This window comes from Bradyrhizobium sp. HKCCYLRH1030, from assembly GCF_051168395.1.
Lineage (GTDB): Bacteria > Pseudomonadota > Alphaproteobacteria > Rhizobiales > Xanthobacteraceae > Bradyrhizobium.
On the sequence record NZ_JBNPUY010000007.1, the window covers coordinates 160,906 to 177,700 of the forward strand.

The following is a 16,795-nucleotide window of genomic DNA, read 5'->3' on the forward strand; positions in this document are numbered from 1 at the left end:
ATTTGCCCCGGCGCGCCGAGTCACGCCTGCTGGCAGGCGGCTACGACAATGGGGAGACGACGATGTTGCGGAGCGTGATCGGCGCGGGAGTGCTGGTGCTGGCGATGGGGTCCGAGTTGCAGGCGGCCAACGAAGCAGGTCCGGAGACACGGATGTCGTGCTCCGAGGTTCGCTACTACGTCGAGAAATATACCGCCGAGGTGGCCGAGATGTATGCGCGCAGCCGGGGCGCCACCGACGCCCAGATCAGCCGGGCCCGGCGCTGCCTGTCGCCGGTTCACTTCCGCCGGGCGGAGCGGTCGCACAGCTATACGGAGTGAGACGGCAGCCCATATTGGCTTGCTCGTTGTTGTCATCGCTCCCTCCACCGTCATTCCGGGGCGCCCGCAGGGCGAGCCCGGAATCCATACTCACGATGGTTGTGAGGTGCGAGCGGCATGTGGCGCGTGCTCGCCTCAAACTGAGGCCTGTGGTTATGGATTCCGGGCTCATTCACGCTGCTTCAAACGGCTGCGCCGTTTGCGCGCGAATGCCCCGGAATGACGACTGGGAGAGAGTTGAGACTCTTAGGGCAGGTTAGCCGCAGGCGTAACCCGCCGTCTTGATTTGGAAGGCGGCGGATGACGCTGCGCTCATCCGCCTACGACTACGCCCTCCTCACGCCTGCTCGATCGCGGCCGGCATCTTGGCGACCGACATCAGCGAGCGCGCGACCTGGTTGAGGAGCTGGTCGGCGTTCTCCTCCTCGGCCAGCGACTTCGACAGCAGCGCGACGACGGCGCTGTGGCGGAGCTGCTGGGCGAGGTTGCGCGCGGTGGTGTAGCCGGAGATCTCGTAATGCTCGACCCGCTGCGCGGCGCCGATCAGTGCGAGGTCGGCGGCGGCATCCTCCTTGTCCTCGCTCTGGGTCATGATCTCCTGCCCCTCCTCGACCAGGCCCATCATGCCCTTGCAGGGTTTTGCGCGCGGCGTCTTCCCAAGGAGCTCGAAGCACTCGTTGATGCGCTCGATCTGCGCTTCCGTCTCGGCCAGATGCTGCTCGAACAATTCGCTCAACTGGTCGAAGCGCGCGGCCTCCGCCATCTTCGGAAGCGCCTTTGTGAGCTGTTTCTCAGCATGCAGGATGTCGCGCAGCTCGTCCATGAGGAGATCGCTGAGGCCGGATTCGTCGGCCGGCGGCGAGCTTTCGGTGACAATCGCCGAGGCTGCTCCGGGCTCGCCGGCCTGGATCGCCGGCGATTCCGTGAACACCCAGTCGCCGCCCTCGTTCCAAGGGCCGCGGGTGTCGATCTCGCCATGATCCCCGGAGCCGGTGGAATCGTTGAAGAACTGATCGACCAGGCCCGGCGTCGGCGCGAGGCGGCCGATGCTGAAGGCGGGCTTGCCCATGCTCTCCAGCGCCAGCGCGAACGCCTTCATATGGGTGATCTCGCGCGTCATCAGGAATTGCAGCGCGTCCTTGGTCCCGGCGTCGTCGGTGAAATTGATCAGCCGCTCATAGACGATCTTGGCGCGCGCTTCGGCGGCGATGTTGCTGCGCAGGTCGACGTCGAGCTCGCCGGTGATCTTGAGATAATCGGCAGTCCACGGATTGCCCTGCGAGTTGAACAGGTTGACGCCGCCGCCGCCGGCGATCGCGATCAGCGGGTCGGCCTCGGCCGCCTCGCGGTCGAACTTGGCGGGCTTCAGATGCATGCGGGCGAGCGTGCCGACCACCTCGAGATGGCTCAGCTCCTCGGTGCCGATGTCCATCAACAGGTCCTTGCGGTCGGGATCCTCGCAATTGAGCCCCTGGATCGAATACTGCATGGCCGCGGCGAGCTCGCCATTGGCGCCGCCGAACTGCTCGAGCAGCATGTTGCCGAAGCGCGGATCCGGCTCGTCGACACGGACGGTGAACATCAGCTTCTTGACGTGGTGATACATGGAAGGCCTCGGACGTTTGCGGGGGGACGGCAAGCAAGGTCCGAACGGCCGGCCACCACGGTTGTTCCTTACCGCCGACTGACGCCATGCGCGTTCCTGCCGCCGCGCGATCGAGGCAGGCCGGCCACGGCACGAGGGGTCAGGGCGATGCCGCGTCAAACGCGCCTTCCCCTTGTCGGCGAGCTCCATTATGCACGCCAAGACGCACTCCACACCCGGATTGCCGGTATCATCGAGGCTTTGCGCGTTGGTGCCAGGAATGCGCAAGAGGGAACCTGCCGGTCGGCGCCTGCGCCACCGGCGCGGGCTGCCACGCGACATCCTGTTGGCAGCTGAACGATGGCCCCTTGCTAAGGTTTTCCCTGCTCGCCTAAGCTGTTCCGCTGGAGAGTGACATGTTGATGCGAACACCGGCCAGGGAGAAGCCAGGTCTCGGCGCGCGAGTCCGCCGGGTCATCGAGCGACTCCGCGACCACGCATCGTCATTCACCTCATCATCGCCCGCGAATGGGGCGACACTGCGGAAGCCGTCCTACGTTGTCGACGATGAGCCTGACGACAGCAACATGGACGTCGCGCTGGCGGCGCTGATTGATCAGATCGAACGTCCGGCGCACACGCCGCCACCACGGTTTCCGAGTCTCGCGCGCGTCACGTCGTCGCGCCAGGCGCCGCACATCCCGGTGTACGAGCGGCCACCCTATTTCGACGTCGCGCCGCGCCCCGTCGAGGTCGAGCCGCGGCGGATGGCCTATGATGAGGCCGCCGAGCGCATCGTGCCCGAGGACGAACTGTCGGAACTGCGCAAGGACCTGATGAGCGCGATCTCAGCGCGGCTCGGATCGCCGGAGGATCATCTGGCGACGATCAGGAACCTGCTGAGGTCGGTAAAGTAGGATGTGGGGCCGCAGCAATATCGGCAAGACGGTCGAGGAGCTGACCGATCATCTGCGGCTGGTCGATCACGTGCGCGCGCTGCAGGATGGCCAGAAGGAGATCGCCGAGGCGATCAGGGCGGTCAACAACCGCCTGACCTCGATCGAGGCCGAGTTCAGGGTGCTCAAGGCGGAGACGCAGCGCGATGCGCTGCGCGAGGTGCAGCACGCCGTGCAGGGTGTCCAGGGCTCGGTGCATGACGAACTGACCCGTATGGCGACTCGGCTGGTGGTGCTGGAGCAGGCACTGCGGCGCGAGGCTGTCCGACAGCAGGCATCGCCGGCCGCCGGCCCGCGCCCGCCGGCTGCCCCGTCCCGCCCGGACGGATCACGCTGAGGCGCGACAACTGGACCGCGGCAGACTCAGCGCAACTTTGCCGAGCGGCTTGCAATCTCGATGATGACGCTGCCGCTCTTGGCGTAACCGTCCGGCACAAAGGCTTCGCCCGGTGCGAGTTCGCGCATGTCCTCCGCGTCCTTCGGCTTCGGAAAGCCTTTGGCGCAGGCCGTGCTGATCGTCTCGTGATCGGCGTAGCTGACGGCGGCGACCACGCTGCCGGGGGTTGGCCCGGCCGCGAGCTTCGACAGGCCGAAATATTTGAGCTGCTCCGAACAGGTAACGATGTTGGTCAGATAGGCTCCCTTCGTGTCCTCGGCCTGCAGCAGAAAATCGTAGGACATCTCGATGGACCCGCCGCTGGCACTGGCGAAGCCGACGCGCGCCACGCCGGTCTCGACCACCCCCTGCCCCATATGCCCGGTCAGGCAGACGAGCACGTCCTGCGCTTCGTCCCTGGTGGTGGAGATGACGCATTCATTCACCTGCATGCCCGGCTGGAAGCCGCGAAATTTGTAAGCGCCGCCGACCTGCTCGAACACGACCGCGCCGCCGAAATCGGTCGCGTGCGGCTCGCAGCCGCTGCCATAGCTCACGACCAGCAGCGGATTGGCTCCGGCCACGAATTGCCCCTGCTGCCGCTGCGGCTGGAGAGTGACGTTACAGCGACGCCCCTCGGCCTCGGGATAGGATTTGACCTCTTTGCAGGTCGCCCCTGTAATCGACTTGGGCGCACAGAATTGCGACAGCAGCGCGCGATCGCTGGGGGCGGCCTCGGCGCTGCTCATGAATGCGCAGCACAGCAGCAACGAGATCAGCACGGAAAGACATCTGGTCATGGAATTTTGCCTTGCTATGACGACACGCTTGGCGTGCAACGATAGCTTATCGCCGATGCGGTTGAAAACCAGTCGTCAACCATGAACGCGCGCGGCCGCGCCTGCGCGCCTCGGCCGCGCCCGCCCCGGCCGGCGACGGCCGCTTCGGCCCTTGGCGCGGTCGGCGGATGATGTAGGCTGATGCGCGAGAAACGACTCAGGACAACGACCGGCGCATAGCGGCCGGCGCACACGCGCGAGGGGCCCATGACCGACCATCTGATCGTGACCGACGAGGGCGAGACGCGGACGATCAAGCTCAGGCGCCCGGAGAAGAAGAACGCGATCACCCAGGCCATGTATCTCGGCATGAGCGATGCCATCGACACCGCGCAGAACAATCCGCTGGTGCGATGCATCATCATCACCGGCGGCTCCGGCGTGTTCACCGCCGGCAACGATCTCGAGGACTTCCTGCATGCGGGGGCGGCCGGCAACGACGCCGCGCGCACCTCGGCAGCGACCAAGTTCCTGTATTCGCTGGCGCATAACGTCAAGCCGATCATCGCCGCCGTCGACGGCGTCGCGATCGGCATCGGCACGACGATGCTGTTTCACTGCGACTACGTGCTGGCCTCGACCACGGCGACGTTCTCGACGCCCTTCATCCATCTCGGCCTGGTGCCCGAGGGCGCCTCGAGCCTGCTGATGCCGCAGACCATGGGCTATCAGCGGGCGTTCGCCATGCTGGTGATGGGCCGCACGATGACCGCGGCGGATGCGCAGATCGCCGGCTTCGTCAACAGCGTGGTGGCGCCGGGGCATACCGAGGTCGAGGCGCACAAGGTGGCGCGCGACATCTGCCGGCTGCCGGCCGAGGCGGTGGCGATCGGCCGCAAGCTGATCCGCACCGCGCCGGACGAGTTGACCCGCCGCATCGACCAGGAGGCCTATCTGTTCGCCGAGCGCATGACCTCCGAGGAGGCGGTCGGCGCGTTCAAGGCGTTCCTGTCGCGCAAGAAGAAAAAGTGACGCCGGGGACGTCGGAGGCGCATGCCGAGTTTTGATGTCATCGTGATCGGCTGCGGCGCGGTCGGCAGCGCCGCGCTGCTGCATCTCGCCAAATCCGGCAAGCGCGTGCTGGGCATCGACCGCTTCCAGCCGCCGCATCCATTCGGCTCGACCCATGGCGAGACCCGCATCACCCGCGCGGCGATCGGCGAAGGCGTCGACTACACGCCGCTGGCGCAGCGCTCGCATGTGCTGTGGCGCGAACTGGAGCGCGAGACCGGGGCGCATCTGTTCGAGCAATGCGGCTGCCTGTTCATTCCGGCCCGCGATGGCGGCGAGGTCCACGGCGTCTCGAGCGCGCAGTTCTTCGCCAATATCGAGACCGCGGCCCGGCTGCATGGCGTCGATGGCGAGATCCTGTCGTCGGAGCGACTGCGCGCGGACTTTCCGGGCTTCGCCACTTTGCCCGGCGATCGCGCCTTCCTCGACCGCGAGGGCGGCTATCTCCTGGTCGAGGACTGCGTGCGCGCCGAGCTTGCGGTCGCCGTGCAGCTTGGCGCGAAGTTGCTGTTCGGCCGCCAAGTCAAATGGTTTCGCCGCGCCATGGGTTCGCTCGTGGTGATGACTGACGACGGTACAGCCGCATCGGCCACGACGCTGATTGTCACGACAGGGCCATGGATCACCGAGTTGATCACGCCGCTGCAGCGGCGCGTGAACGTCACGCGGCAGGTGCTGTACTGGTTCGAAATCCTTGCCAATCCCGAGCGCTTCGGCCCGAACGCGCCGGTCTTCATCTGGGACGTCAGCGGGCGCGAGCGCGCCGCATCCGACATCTACGGCTTTCCCTGGCTCGGATCGCCGGACAACGGCGTCAAGATCGCCAACGAAGTGCTCAGCGGCGAGACCGATCCCGACAACGTGTCCCGCGAGGTGACGGCGGCCGAGATCGAAGCGGCCTATGAAACCTATGTCCGGCCGTTCGTGCCGGATCTCGGCCCGCGCTGCCTGCGCAGCGCGGTCTGCCTCTACACCAATGCGCCCGGCGGCCGCTTCATCATCGATCGCGATCCCGGCGATGAGAACGTCATCTACGCCTCGCCCTGCTCCGGCCACGGCTTCAAGCATTCGCCCGCAGTCGGCGAGGCGCTCGCGGCAATGGCCCGGGGCGAGACGCCGCGCGTCGACCTCTCCGGCTTCACGCTGGACCGGCTGGCCGTCGCCGATCCAGCATAGCGGACGGCGCAACTACTTGCCGGACTGCAGCGCCGCCGTCTGCTTGGCCAGCCCGTCGTTGAACTGCGTCTCGAGCTTGTCGAGATAGGCGTTGAATTCACCCGGCTTGACGAACGGGTTGGGCGCGCCGTCGGCGATCTTCGCTCGCTTTCCGGCCATGTCGTACATCTCCGGATGCGGCGCCAGCAGGATGTCGGGATGCGCCGTCCTGGCCCAGGCGAAGGTCTTCTTGTAGTCGTCGACGATGCCCGGATAGGTGGGACGGCCGACCAGCCGGTTCAGCGCCACGGTGGCGCTGCAGAAGAAGATCAGGCTGCGGGTGGCGTCGCCATCCTTCACGTCGGTCGTCCAGCTGGTGCAGCCCGGCGAATGGCCCGGCGTCTCATGCGCCGTCAACGTGACGCCGCCGAGCGTGACGGTGTCGCCCTCGCGCACGGCGCGGTCGACCTTGACCGGCGGGAAGCCGAGATAGCGCTCCTCCTCGCGGCCCGGATAGAAGCCGCCTTCCAGCAGCGGCACGTCCTTGGCGCCCGCCACCATCTGCGCCCCGGTTTCCTGCTTGATCTGCGCCAGCCCCCCGGTGTGGTCGATATGGGCGTGGGTGTTGAGGATGTATTTGATGTCGGCGACCTTGAAGCCGAGCTTGCCGATGCTGGCCTCGATCTGCGCGGTCGATTCCGGCATCACGGTATCGATCAGGATATGGCCCTGCGGCGTGGTGATCAGGTAGGAAGCGAGCCCGTTGGTGCCGACGTAGTAGACGTTGTCGATCACCTTGAACGGCTCGGTCGGCTTATTCCACGCCGCGACCATCTGCTTCATCAGGTCCGGCAGCGATTGCGCTGCAGCGGAGCCGGCGGCCAACGACAATGTCGCCGCGAGCAGCATCATTCTTTTCATTCCGGCCTCCCGATGTATTGGTGTTATGAAATCGTTTTATGTCATTGCGACCGCGGCGGGGCAATCGCGCTTCGTTCCGCGGCCCCTGCATCACACGTGACCCTGCCATGAGCCGTCTCTCCCGCTTCGCCCTTGCCTGCCTGCTGACCGGCGCCGCCGTTGCAAGCATCGTCGGCCCGCCAGCATCGGCCGAGGACGAGCCGATAGCGTTGCGCATCCTCGCCATCAACGACTTCCACGGCAATCTGGAGCCGCCCTCTTCCGGCATCCGCGTCGCCGATCCCGCCGATCCAACCAAGACCACCGTTGTTCCAGCCGGCGGCGCCGAGCACATGGCGAGCCTCGTCAAGCTGCTCGCCGACGGCCAGCCCAACACGATCTTCGTCGCAGCCGGCGACCTGATCGGTGCGAGCCCGTTCCTGTCGGCGATGTTCCACGACGAGCCGACCATCGAATCGATGTCGCAGATGGGGCTCGCGCTGTCGGCGGTCGGCAATCACGAGTTTGACGAGGGCAAGGCCGAGCTGCTGCGGATGCAGAACGGCGGCTGTCATCCGACCGACGGCTGCCGCGGGCCGCAGCCGTTCACCGGTGCCAAATTCCACTATCTCGCGGCGTCGACGTTCCTCGCCGGCACCGACAAGACGGTGTTTCCGCCCTATGAGATCCGCGCCTTCGAGGACGTTCCGGTCGCCTTCATCGGGCTGACGCTGAAAGGGACCCCGGGCATCATCTCGCCGGCGAGCGCGGCCGGCCTCGACTTCCGCAACGAGGCCGAGAGCGTCAACGCGCTGATCCCGGAATTGAAGGCCAAGGGCGTGCAGGCGATCGTCGTGCTGATCCACGAGGGCGGCTGGCCGTCCGGTGGCATGAACGAATGTCCCGGGCTGTCGGGGCCGATCGTCGACATCGTCAAGGAGCTCGACAGCGCGGTCGACATCGTCATCTCCGGCCATACCCATCAGGCCTATGTCTGCACCATCGACAAGCGGCTCGTCACCTCGGGCGACAAGTTCGGCACGCTGGTGACGGCGATCGACGTCAAGCTCGACCGCACCACGCGCGACGTGATCAGCGCCACCGCGACGAACGTCGTCGTCGATACCACCTTGCCGAAGGATCCGGCGCAGACCGCGCTGATCGACGCCTATGAGAAGCTCGCGGCGCCCTACGCCAATCGCCCCGCCGGCGTGCTCACCGCGACGCTGTCGCGGCTGCCGAACGCCTCCGGCGAGAGCGTGCTCGGCGACGTCATCGCCGATGCCCAGCTCGCAGCGACAGCCGCGACGGACAAAGGGAGCGCGGTCATCGCGATGACCAATCCCGGCGGCATCCGGACGGATCTCGTTCGGCGCGACGACGGCGCGGTGACCTATGCCGACGTGTTCGCGAGCCAGCCGTTTCGCAACCAGCTGATGACGGTCACCCTGACCGGTGCCGAGATCAAGGCCGCGCTGGAGCAGCAATGGCTCGACCCGGCGCGGCCGCGCATCCTGCAGGTCTCCAACGGTTTTTCCTATGCCTTCGATGCGAAACAGTCCGCGGGCGCGCGGATCGATGCCGCCAGCATGATGCTCGAGGGCAAGGCCATCGATCCCGCCGCGTCCTACCGGGTCACCATCAACAACTACCTCGCGCTCGGCGGCGACGGCTTCACCGCGTTCAAGAGCGGCCGCGATCCGATCACGGGACCCTATGACGACGAGGCGCTGTTCGCCTATCTCAAGGCCAACAGCCCGCTGGCCCTGCCGCCGCGCGGCCGTATCGTCAACAAGGCTTCGTGACGCCTGCCGCGCCGGGCGGAAAGCCGGTCATATCGCCCGCGGGGCTCTTTCCGAGGCTGCGTTCAGCGCATAGATTGGGCCCTCCCGCAACGCGCGAGTGGCAGAGCCCTGATGTCGACGCTGTATCTCTCTCATGAAGCCTGCCTCGATCACGCCACGCCGTCCGGCCACCCCGAGCGCGCCGACCGCCTGCGCGCCGTCGAGGAGGCGCTGACCGAGGAGCGCTTCGCCCTGCTCGATCGCGACGAGGCCCCGGAGGCCGACATCGAGCTGGCCCTGCTCTGCCACAACGAGCACTACGTCACCGAGCTGCGCCACATGGCCCCGACCTCGGGCATCATCTATCTCGACGGCGATACCTCGATGTCGCCGGGCACCTGGGAGGCCGTGATGCGCGGCGTTGGCGGCGCCGTCGCGGCGACGGAGTCGGTGATGTCCGGCCGCCACCGCAACGCCTTCGTGGCGGTGCGCCCGCCCGGACATCATGCCGAGATCGCCAAGCCGATGGGCTTCTGCTTCTTCGACAATGTCGCGATCGCCGCCCGCTACGCCCAGCGCACCTTCGGCATCGAGCGTGCCGCCATCGTCGACTTCGACGTCCACCATGGCAACGGCACCCAGGACATCTTCTGGGCCGACAAGAGCGTGATGTACTGCTCGACCCATCAGATGCCGCTGTTCCCGGGCACGGGCGCCCGCGGCGAGCGCGGCGAGCACGACACCATCGTCAACGCACCGCTGGCCTCCGAGGACGGCAGCCTCGAGTTCCGCTCCGCCTTCGAGAACCTGATCCTGCCGCAGCTCACCAAGTTCAGCCCCGAGCTCGTGATCATCTCGGCCGGCTTCGACGCCCACTATCGCGACCCGCTGGCGTCGCTCAACCTGCGGGCGGAGGATTTCGGCTGGGTCACCCGCAAGCTGATGGAGCTCGCCGACAAGACCGCCGGCGGCCGCGTCGTCTCTGTCCTGGAGGGCGGCTATGACCTTCAGGGGCTTAAGGAATCCGTCGCGGCCCACGTTGCGGCGCTGACCGGGGCGTAATCCCCAGGTTCCAGCCGATCCACCCCGGCAGGGCCTGACAGGGCCGCGAGCGGGGTGTAAAAGCACGGCCCCGGAGTTGAGTGAGCTGCAGGGAACCCGCATGGCGGACAACACCGTAACCGACGTCAAGAAGCTGTCGTTCGAGCGCGCGATCGAGGAGCTGGAATCGATCGTGAAGCGCCTCGAGGACGGCAAGGTGCCGCTCGAGGAGTCGGTGGCGATCTATGAGCGCGGCGAGGCGCTGAAGCGGCGCTGCGAGGAGCTGCTGCGCCAGGCGGAGGCCCGGGTCGAGAAGATCACGACCGACGCCAGCGGCCATGCGGTGGGAACCGTGCCGCTCGACGTGCAATAGCAGCTTGCGGCCAACCGGCCGTCTCCGAGCGACAGTCCGGATTTATTTCGCTGGTTGTGGCCTGACGCGACACGCGGGCAAAGCGCCTCCCATTCGTGCAATTCAGCCGCGCATCGGTGCAACTGCATCGTCAATGGGCTTGGCCGCCAAGTGTCCCCCGGCGAAGTCTCCGCCACCGCGTTCACCGCTCGAGAGTCAGCGCGACGTCCTTCGTTTACCATGCGACACGATTGGATCCGGGCAGTTCGCCGTGGCGCCCCCCGATCCCACGATCGTGCCGTTCCGCGTCTGCGATCGTCCGGCCCGATCATGACAATGTGCTTGGCTCGCAGGTCTTCCGCGTCCGCTTCGTGACGATCCACGAAAGGCCGCACGCCTGCGACTTCTTCATGATCGTCTGCGGACCGATCCCCTGACGCGGACGCATGGCTCACCGTACCGCGGCGCGCGCAATCGCCGCATCGGCCGATTCTGCGGCGCGGGAAAAAGCCTGGACCGAGCTCGCGTCCCCGGTCTATTCCGGAGCGACGGTTGCCGTCGATTTGAGCAGAGCAATGGAACCTCCGGCACGCCGCCGCGGTTGAGACGTGGCGCAAAGGTACCGTTTGCGGGCTTGCCAACTCCCGCCGGGTTGGCTTTAAGACGCACTTTGGTGTAAAGCTTCTCGCAACTGCGGGTTTTTGGAAGTGTCCATCCTCTCCGGAGAGAGGAATCTAAGCGCTTGCAAGAGCTAGCAAAACTGACTTGGCTGAACGACTTGGCGATCTTGGGCGACTAACGAGGACGGCAAGGCCACCAAGAGTGACTTACATCACATAGATCGATCCCAAACCCGGCTAGTCTTCGGACTGCGGCTTCGATCCGCGCGGATGTGACCTTCAAGACCTCAGGTTTCGCCGCCCGTTACGATGAACCTCTCAGATGTCGGCCCTTGAACCCGACCTGCAAAATTGGAATGTCACCGTGACCACATTTAGTAAGACGCCGCTTCTCGACACCATCAAGACCCCGGAAGATCTGCGCCGGCTGAAGGTCGAGCAGGTCCGGCAGGTCGCCGACGAATTGCGCCAGGAGACCATCGACGCGGTCTCGGTGACCGGCGGCCATTTCGGCGCTGGTCTCGGCGTGGTCGAGCTGACCACGGCCATCCATTACGTGTTCGACACCCCGCGTGACCGCCTGATCTGGGACGTCGGCCACCAGGCCTACCCGCACAAGATCCTGACCGGACGCCGCGACCGCATCCGCACCTTGCGCACCGGCGGCGGCCTCTCCGGGTTCACCAAGCGCGCCGAGAGCGACTACGATCCGTTTGGCGCTGCGCACTCGTCGACCTCGATTTCCGCCGGCCTCGGCATGGCCGTTGCGCGCGACCTGTCGGGCGGCAAGAACAACGTGATCGCCGTGATCGGCGACGGTGCGATGTCCGCCGGCATGGCCTATGAGGCCATGAACAATGCCGGCGCGATGAACTCCCGCCTGATCGTGATCCTCAACGACAACGACATGTCGATCGCGCCACCGGTCGGCGCCATGTCGGCCTATCTGTCGCGCCTGTACTCGGGCAAGACCTACCGGACGCTGCGAGATGCCGCCAAGCAGCTCGGCCAGCATCTGCCCAAGGTGATCGCCAACCGCGCCAGCCGCGTCGAGGAATATTCCCGCGGCTTCATGATGGACGGCGGCACGCTGTTCGAGGAGCTCGGCTTCTACTACGTCGGCCCGATCGACGGCCACAACCTCGACCATCTGCTTCCCGTCCTGAAGAACGTCCGCGACATGGAGACCGGCCCGATCCTGGTCCACGTCGTGACCCAGAAGGGCAAGGGCTACTCGCCCGCGGAAGCCGCGGCCGACAAATATCACGCGGTGGCCAAGTTCGACATCGCCACCGGCACCCAGGCCAAGGCCAAGCCGAACGCGCCGGCCTATCAGAACGTGTTCGGCCAGAGCCTGGTCAAGGAAGCCGAGAAGGACGACAAGATCGTCGGCATCACTGCCGCGATGCCCTCGGGCACCGGCATCGACATCTTCGCCAAGGCGTTCCCGAAGCGCACCTTCGACGTCGGCATCGCAGAGCAGCACGCCGTGACCTTCGCCGCCGGCCTCGCAGCCGAGGGCTTCAAGCCGTTCTGCGCGATCTACTCGACCTTCCTGCAGCGCGGCTACGACCAGATCGTCCACGACGTCTGCATCCAGAGCCTGCCGGTGCGCTTCGCCATCGACCGCGCCGGCCTGGTCGGCGCCGACGGCGCGACCCATGCCGGCTCCTTCGACAACGCCTATCTCGGCTGCCTGCCGAACATGGTGATCATGGCGGCCTCCGACGAGGCCGAGCTGGTGCACATGGTGGCGACCCAGGTCGCGATCAACGACCGGCCGAGCTCAGTGCGCTATCCGCGCGGCGAAGGCCGCGGCGTGGAAATGCCCGAGGTTGGCGTTCCGCTGCCGATCGGCAAGGGCCGCATGATCCGCCAGGGCAAGCAAGTCGCCCTGCTCTCCTTCGGCACCCGGCTTGCCGAGTGCGAGAAGGCCGCCGACGAGCTCGCCGCCCATGGCCTGTCCGCCTCGATCGCCGATGCGCGCTTCATGAAGCCGCTCGACGAGGAGCTGGTGATGAAGCTCGCCCGCGAGCACGACATCCTGATCACGATCGAGGAAGGCTCGATCGGCGGCTTCGGCTCGCACGTGATGCAGTATCTGTCCGACCAGGGCATGCTGGACGGCGGCCTGAAGATGCGTTCGATGGTGCTGCCCGACGAGTTCCAGGACCACGACACGCCGGCAGCGATGTACGCCCGCGCCGGGCTCGACGCCAAAGGCATCGTCCGCAAGGTGTTCGAGGCGCTCGGCAAGGATTACACGACCGAGTCGGTCAAGCTCGCCTGAGGCGAGCTTGCGTCCCGCAGTGGTGAGCCATGAAGATCTATCTGGCAGGTCCCGACGTGTTCCTGCCGGATGCCATTGAAATCGGCCGGCGGAAGGTCGCGATCTGCGACCGCCACGGCCTGATCGGCCTCTACCCCCTCGACAACAGCATCGACCTCGCCTCCTCCGACGCCTCGCGCCAGATCTTCCATGGCAACGAGGCGATGATGGACGACGCCGATGCCATCATCGCCAATCTCACACCGTTCCGCGGGCCCGGCGCCGATGCCGGCACGGTCTATGAGTTCGGCTACATGGCCGGCTCCGGCAAGCTGTGTCTCGGCTACTGCAACGACCCGGCCGTCTACGCCGATCGTGCCCGACGCTTCACGGCGGTGACGGAGCAGGACGGCCGCCTGGTCGATGGCGAAGGCCTGACTGTCGAGGATTTCGGCCTGCCCGACAATCTCATGATGATCCACGCGCTCGAGCTACGCGGCGCCCCGCTCGTCGCTCCACGCGAACGCCCTGCGGACGTCTGGCATCATCTGGCAGCGTTCGAGACCTGCGTGAGATTGGCGGCGGAGCGGCTGGCGACGAGGACGGTTTGATCCCGGGCCCCTCCGAAGCCGCGAATACGCGCGAACAGCTTGCAACACCCGTCATTGCGAGCGAAGCGAAGCAATCCAGGGCTACAAAGGAGGTCTGGATTGCTTCGTCGCGTCGCTCCTCGCAATGACGGAGTTCAAAATTCATTGCGTCGCCCTCATCTCACCTATCTCGCGATCCGGCCCATGACCCCTGCCCGCAAACGTGCTGACATCCTCCTCGTCGAACGCGGCCTGTTCGAGAGCCGCGCGCGGGCGCAGGCGGCAATCGAGGCGGGGCTCGTGTTCGCCAACGACAAGCAGGTGGGCAAAGCCTCGGAGAACATTCCCGCCGACGCCGTCCTGCAGGCCGAGCCGGCGCATCCCTGGGTGTCGCGTGGCGGCGTCAAGCTGGCGGCGGCGCTGGAGCATTATGGCATCGAGGTCGAAGACCATGTCTGCCTCGATGTCGGTGCCTCCACCGGCGGCTTCACCGAGGTCCTGCTGGCGAATGGCGCGGCGCTCGTGTTCGCAGTCGATGTCGGCCGCGACCAATTGCACCCATCATTGCGCAATCACCCGAAGATCATCTCGATGGAGCAGACCGACATCCGCAGCTACGACGGCAAGCGCCTGCCGCAGCGCCCCGACGTCGTCGTGATCGACTGCAGCTTCATCTCGCTCAAGGCGGTGCTGCCGGTCGCATTGTCGCTCGCGGCCTCGCCGATGAGCCTGCTGGCGCTGATCAAGCCGCAATTCGAGGCGCAGGGAAAGCACGGCAAGGGCGGCATCATCAAGGATGCAAGCGTGCATGCCGCCGTCTGCGACGACATTGCGGCCTTCGCCGCCTCGCTCGGCTGCAGCGACATCGAGATCTTCCCGTCATCGATCAAGGGCGGCGACGGCAACGCCGAGTTCTTCCTGGGAGCGCGCCGCCATGGTTGAGCGTCTCGTCATCGACCATGTCGGCCATCGCGGCGATGGCGTGTCGCTCTCATCGGGCGAGGCGCTGTACGTGCCCTATACGCTGGCCGGCGAGACCGTCGAGGCGGCTGTCGTGCCCGGGCATCCCGATCGCCGCAAGCTGCTCGCGGTGGAGGCGGCGAGCTCGGAGCGGATCGCGCCATTCTGTGCGCATTTCGGCGTGTGCGGCGGCTGCGCCATCCAGCACTGGATGCCCGGGCCCTATCAGCAGTGGAAGCGCAACATCGTCGTCGAGACGCTACGGGCCGCCAAGGTCGACTGCGACGTGGCCGATCTGATCGATGCCCACGGCACCGGCCGGCGCCGCGCCACCTTCCACGCACGGATGGGCACGCACGACGTCCTCAGGGTCGGATTCTCGGCCGCCAACAGCCACGACATCGTGCCGATCGACCGCTGCCCGATCCTCGATCCTGCTCTGGACGGTGCGCTGGAAGCCGCATGGGCCCTGGCTGAGGCGCTGAAGCCGACCGGCAAGCCGCTCGACATCCAGGCGACCGCGACCAGCAACGGCCTCGACATCGACATCCGCGGCTCCGGCCCGCTGCCGCCGCCGCGCATCGCGGCCCTGTCCCGCCTCGCCGAACAGCACCGGCTGGCGCGGCTGACCCGCCATGGCGAACTGGTGCTGATGCGCAATGCGCCCGTGGTCACGATGGGGACGGCACAGGTGACGCTGCCGCCCGGCTCGTTCCTGCAGGCCACCGTGCAAGGCGAGGAGACGCTGGCGCAGCTCGTGCTGGCGCGGATCGGCAAGGCCAAGCACGTCGCCGACCTGTTCTGCGGCGTCGGCCCGTTCGCGCTGCGGCTCGCCACGCGGGCGCGCGTCACCGCCATGGACAATGATGCCGGCGCGATCGCGGCGCTGCAAAAGGCGTCTGGCACGCCCGGCCTCAAGCCGATCAAGGCCGAGGCGCGCGACCTGTTCCGCCGCCCGCTGATGCCGCAGGAATTGCGCGACATCGACGCCGTCGTGTTCGATCCGCCGCGCCAGGGCGCTCAGGCGCAGGCCAGGCAACTCGCGGCCAGCAAGGTGCCGGTGATCGTCGCGGTGTCCTGCAACGTCACGACGTGCGCGCGGGACATGCGCATGCTGATCGACGGCGGCTACAAGCTCGAGACCGTGGTGCCGGTCGACCAGTTCCGACATACGCCGCATGTCGAGCTGGTGGCGAGGCTGGTGCGGTGAGCACTGTCAGCGGATTTACGAGCGATATCGGCTTTTTCGGGAAGCGCCAAGCGTTGCCCCTGCAATGACGCACGGAGCTCGCGCATCACGCTCGGTGCGCCCCCTCGCCCCGCTTGCGGGGAGAGGTCGACTGAGAACGCCGCTGACTATGAGCACGAACTCGTAGGCGATCGACCAGCGATGTCGCCTATCCGATGCGCTACCTCACCACGCTGACCTTCACCGGCGCGACGCCGGAGTTGACCATGCCGAGCGCCTGCGCGGCTGAGTAGGACACGTCGACCACCCGGCCCTGCACGAACGGTCCGCGATCGTTGACACGCACCACCACGGAGCGGCCGGTCTTGACGTTGGTGACCTGCAGGCGGGTGCCGAACGGCAGGCTGCGATGCGCGGCCGTCAGCTCGGAGGGATTGAAGCGCTCGCCGCTCGCGGTCTTCTGGCCTTCCGAATAGTAGCTGGCGAGACCGGACGCTCCGGAGTGCGCCGGCGGCGGGCTGAGCTCGGCCCGCCGGACGCGCACCACTGACTCCGGTGCCGTCTCCGCACGCTGCACCTGCGGCCGAAATTCGGCTCCGGCCTGCTTCGTCGGCGCCGCCCAGCGCGCCTGCCGGACCGCCGATGATTGCGCGCAGGCTGCGAGCGAAGCCGCCGCCGCACACACCAGCGCTGCCCTGAGAAGTTGGCGAGCGAGCCCTGCACGCGGACCTTGGATGACTGACGAGCGCCTGACGCGCTGCGCGGGACGTGCTGTCCGGTCGATGATACGCATGTTCTGTGCGCCTCCGCCTCAACTCGCTCATGGTCGCGGCCCAATCGCGGCGACA

At 66.6% G+C, this 16,795-nt stretch carries 16 protein-coding genes; 12 read left to right on the forward strand and 4 right to left on the reverse strand.

Annotated features, from left to right (window positions below):
• The first annotated feature begins 62 nt into the window (after positions 1 to 62).
• Positions 63 to 320, forward strand: a complete 258-nt coding sequence (locus ACQR1E_RS21355) for a hypothetical protein (protein WP_315715554.1) — start codon at positions 63 to 65, stop codon at positions 318 to 320.
• Positions 321 to 657: 337 nt separating this feature from the next.
• Here the strand turns inward: ACQR1E_RS21355 and ACQR1E_RS21360 are convergent, their stop codons facing one another.
• Complete coding sequence (locus ACQR1E_RS21360) at positions 658 to 1,926, reverse strand: DUF892 family protein (protein WP_434897529.1); 1,269 nt, start codon at positions 1,924 to 1,926, stop codon at positions 658 to 660.
• A 395-nt stretch (positions 1,927 to 2,321) separates the two neighbouring features.
• On the opposite strand from ACQR1E_RS21360, the gene ACQR1E_RS21365 reads away from it, so the two are divergent.
• Both ACQR1E_RS21365 and ACQR1E_RS21370 read left to right on the forward strand, forming a co-directional pair.
• Positions 2,322 to 2,822 carry a hypothetical protein gene (locus ACQR1E_RS21365; protein ID WP_315752048.1) on the forward strand — a complete coding sequence of 167 codons (501 nt, stop codon included), beginning with the start codon at positions 2,322 to 2,324 and terminating at the stop codon, positions 2,820 to 2,822.
• A gap of 1 nt (position 2,823) precedes the next feature.
• Complete coding sequence (locus ACQR1E_RS21370) at positions 2,824 to 3,198, forward strand: hypothetical protein (protein WP_315828092.1); 375 nt, start codon at positions 2,824 to 2,826, stop codon at positions 3,196 to 3,198.
• A gap of 26 nt (positions 3,199 to 3,224) precedes the next feature.
• Here ACQR1E_RS21370 and ACQR1E_RS21375 read toward each other — a convergent pair whose 3' ends face one another.
• Positions 3,225 to 4,037 (reverse strand): hypothetical protein, encoded by an 813-nt coding sequence (locus ACQR1E_RS21375; protein ID WP_316195874.1) that lies wholly within the window; start codon positions 4,035 to 4,037, stop codon positions 3,225 to 3,227.
• A 246-nt stretch (positions 4,038 to 4,283) separates the two neighbouring features.
• Here ACQR1E_RS21375 and ACQR1E_RS21380 point away from each other — a divergent pair, with 246 nt between their 5' ends.
• Together ACQR1E_RS21380 and solA are read left to right on the forward strand one after the other, a co-directional pair.
• Positions 4,284 to 5,048, forward strand: a complete 765-nt coding sequence (locus ACQR1E_RS21380) for a crotonase/enoyl-CoA hydratase family protein (protein ID WP_316195872.1) — start codon at positions 4,284 to 4,286, stop codon at positions 5,046 to 5,048.
• 21 nt (positions 5,049 to 5,069) lie between these two features.
• Positions 5,070 to 6,263: an N-methyl-L-tryptophan oxidase gene (gene solA, locus ACQR1E_RS21385; RefSeq protein ID WP_315715548.1), complete on the forward strand. Its 1,194-nt coding sequence runs from the start codon at positions 5,070 to 5,072 to the stop codon at positions 6,261 to 6,263.
• Between the two features lie 12 nt (positions 6,264 to 6,275).
• Here the strand turns inward: solA and bla are convergent, their stop codons facing one another.
• Positions 6,276 to 7,163: a subclass B3 metallo-beta-lactamase gene (gene bla, locus ACQR1E_RS21390; RefSeq protein ID WP_315828088.1), complete on the reverse strand. Its 888-nt coding sequence runs from the start codon at positions 7,161 to 7,163 to the stop codon at positions 6,276 to 6,278.
• Positions 7,164 to 7,270: 107 nt separating this feature from the next.
• Here bla and ACQR1E_RS21395 point away from each other — a divergent pair, with 107 nt between their 5' ends.
• From ACQR1E_RS21395 to ACQR1E_RS21425, 7 genes are all read left to right on the forward strand, one after another.
• Positions 7,271 to 8,947: a bifunctional metallophosphatase/5'-nucleotidase gene (locus tag ACQR1E_RS21395; protein WP_434897530.1), complete on the forward strand. Its 1,677-nt coding sequence runs from the start codon at positions 7,271 to 7,273 to the stop codon at positions 8,945 to 8,947.
• 111 nt (positions 8,948 to 9,058) lie between these two features.
• Positions 9,059 to 9,988, forward strand: coding sequence for a histone deacetylase family protein (locus ACQR1E_RS21400; RefSeq protein WP_315715545.1), 930 nt, complete (start codon positions 9,059 to 9,061; stop codon positions 9,986 to 9,988).
• Positions 9,989 to 10,088: 100 nt separating this feature from the next.
• Complete coding sequence (locus tag ACQR1E_RS21405) at positions 10,089 to 10,340, forward strand: exodeoxyribonuclease VII small subunit (protein ID WP_315715544.1); 252 nt, start codon at positions 10,089 to 10,091, stop codon at positions 10,338 to 10,340.
• 963 nt (positions 10,341 to 11,303) lie between these two features.
• Entirely contained in the window at positions 11,304 to 13,229 is a 1,926-nt protein-coding gene (gene dxs / locus ACQR1E_RS21410) for a 1-deoxy-D-xylulose-5-phosphate synthase (protein WP_315715543.1), read from the forward strand.
• A 29-nt stretch (positions 13,230 to 13,258) separates the two neighbouring features.
• Positions 13,259 to 13,819 (forward strand): nucleoside 2-deoxyribosyltransferase, encoded by a 561-nt coding sequence (locus tag ACQR1E_RS21415; RefSeq protein WP_315715542.1) that lies wholly within the window; start codon positions 13,259 to 13,261, stop codon positions 13,817 to 13,819.
• A gap of 183 nt (positions 13,820 to 14,002) precedes the next feature.
• Positions 14,003 to 14,740: a TlyA family RNA methyltransferase gene (locus tag ACQR1E_RS21420; RefSeq protein WP_315715541.1), complete on the forward strand. Its 738-nt coding sequence runs from the start codon at positions 14,003 to 14,005 to the stop codon at positions 14,738 to 14,740.
• Positions 14,733 to 15,968 carry a class I SAM-dependent RNA methyltransferase gene (locus ACQR1E_RS21425; protein ID WP_434897531.1) on the forward strand — a complete coding sequence of 412 codons (1,236 nt, stop codon included), beginning with the start codon at positions 14,733 to 14,735 and terminating at the stop codon, positions 15,966 to 15,968. The genes ACQR1E_RS21420 and ACQR1E_RS21425 overlap by 8 nt, the downstream gene beginning before the upstream one ends.
• A gap of 199 nt (positions 15,969 to 16,167) precedes the next feature.
• Here the strand turns inward: ACQR1E_RS21425 and ACQR1E_RS21430 are convergent, their stop codons facing one another.
• Complete coding sequence (locus ACQR1E_RS21430; RefSeq protein ID WP_315828086.1) at positions 16,168 to 16,740, reverse strand: septal ring lytic transglycosylase RlpA family protein; 573 nt, start codon at positions 16,738 to 16,740, stop codon at positions 16,168 to 16,170.
• Positions 16,741 to 16,795: the final 55 nt, after the last annotated feature.

Excerpts from the sequence above, each read along its gene's own strand:
- ACQR1E_RS21355 (WP_315715554.1), top strand. The coding sequence starts at position 63 with ATGTTGCGGAGCGTGATCGGCGCGGGAGTGCTGGTGCTGGCGATGGGG.
- ACQR1E_RS21360 (WP_434897529.1), bottom strand. The coding sequence starts at position 1,926 with ATGTATCACCACGTCAAGAAGCTGATGTTCACCGTCCGTGTCGACGAG.
- ACQR1E_RS21365 (WP_315752048.1), top strand. The coding sequence starts at position 2,322 with ATGTTGATGCGAACACCGGCCAGGGAGAAGCCAGGTCTCGGCGCGCGA.
- ACQR1E_RS21370 (WP_315828092.1), top strand. The coding sequence starts at position 2,824 with ATGTGGGGCCGCAGCAATATCGGCAAGACGGTCGAGGAGCTGACCGAT.
- ACQR1E_RS21375 (WP_316195874.1), bottom strand. The coding sequence starts at position 4,037 with ATGACCAGATGTCTTTCCGTGCTGATCTCGTTGCTGCTGTGCTGCGCA.
- ACQR1E_RS21380 (WP_316195872.1), top strand. The coding sequence starts at position 4,284 with ATGACCGACCATCTGATCGTGACCGACGAGGGCGAGACGCGGACGATC.
- solA (WP_315715548.1), top strand. The coding sequence starts at position 5,070 with ATGCCGAGTTTTGATGTCATCGTGATCGGCTGCGGCGCGGTCGGCAGC.
- bla (WP_315828088.1), bottom strand. The coding sequence starts at position 7,163 with ATGAAAAGAATGATGCTGCTCGCGGCGACATTGTCGTTGGCCGCCGGC.
- ACQR1E_RS21395 (WP_434897530.1), top strand. The coding sequence starts at position 7,271 with ATGAGCCGTCTCTCCCGCTTCGCCCTTGCCTGCCTGCTGACCGGCGCC.
- ACQR1E_RS21400 (WP_315715545.1), top strand. The coding sequence starts at position 9,059 with ATGTCGACGCTGTATCTCTCTCATGAAGCCTGCCTCGATCACGCCACG.
- ACQR1E_RS21405 (WP_315715544.1), top strand. The coding sequence starts at position 10,089 with ATGGCGGACAACACCGTAACCGACGTCAAGAAGCTGTCGTTCGAGCGC.
- ACQR1E_RS21415 (WP_315715542.1), top strand. The coding sequence starts at position 13,259 with ATGAAGATCTATCTGGCAGGTCCCGACGTGTTCCTGCCGGATGCCATT.
- ACQR1E_RS21420 (WP_315715541.1), top strand. The coding sequence starts at position 14,003 with ATGACCCCTGCCCGCAAACGTGCTGACATCCTCCTCGTCGAACGCGGC.
- ACQR1E_RS21425 (WP_434897531.1), top strand. The coding sequence starts at position 14,733 with ATGGTTGAGCGTCTCGTCATCGACCATGTCGGCCATCGCGGCGATGGC.
- ACQR1E_RS21430 (WP_315828086.1), bottom strand. The coding sequence starts at position 16,740 with ATGCGTATCATCGACCGGACAGCACGTCCCGCGCAGCGCGTCAGGCGC.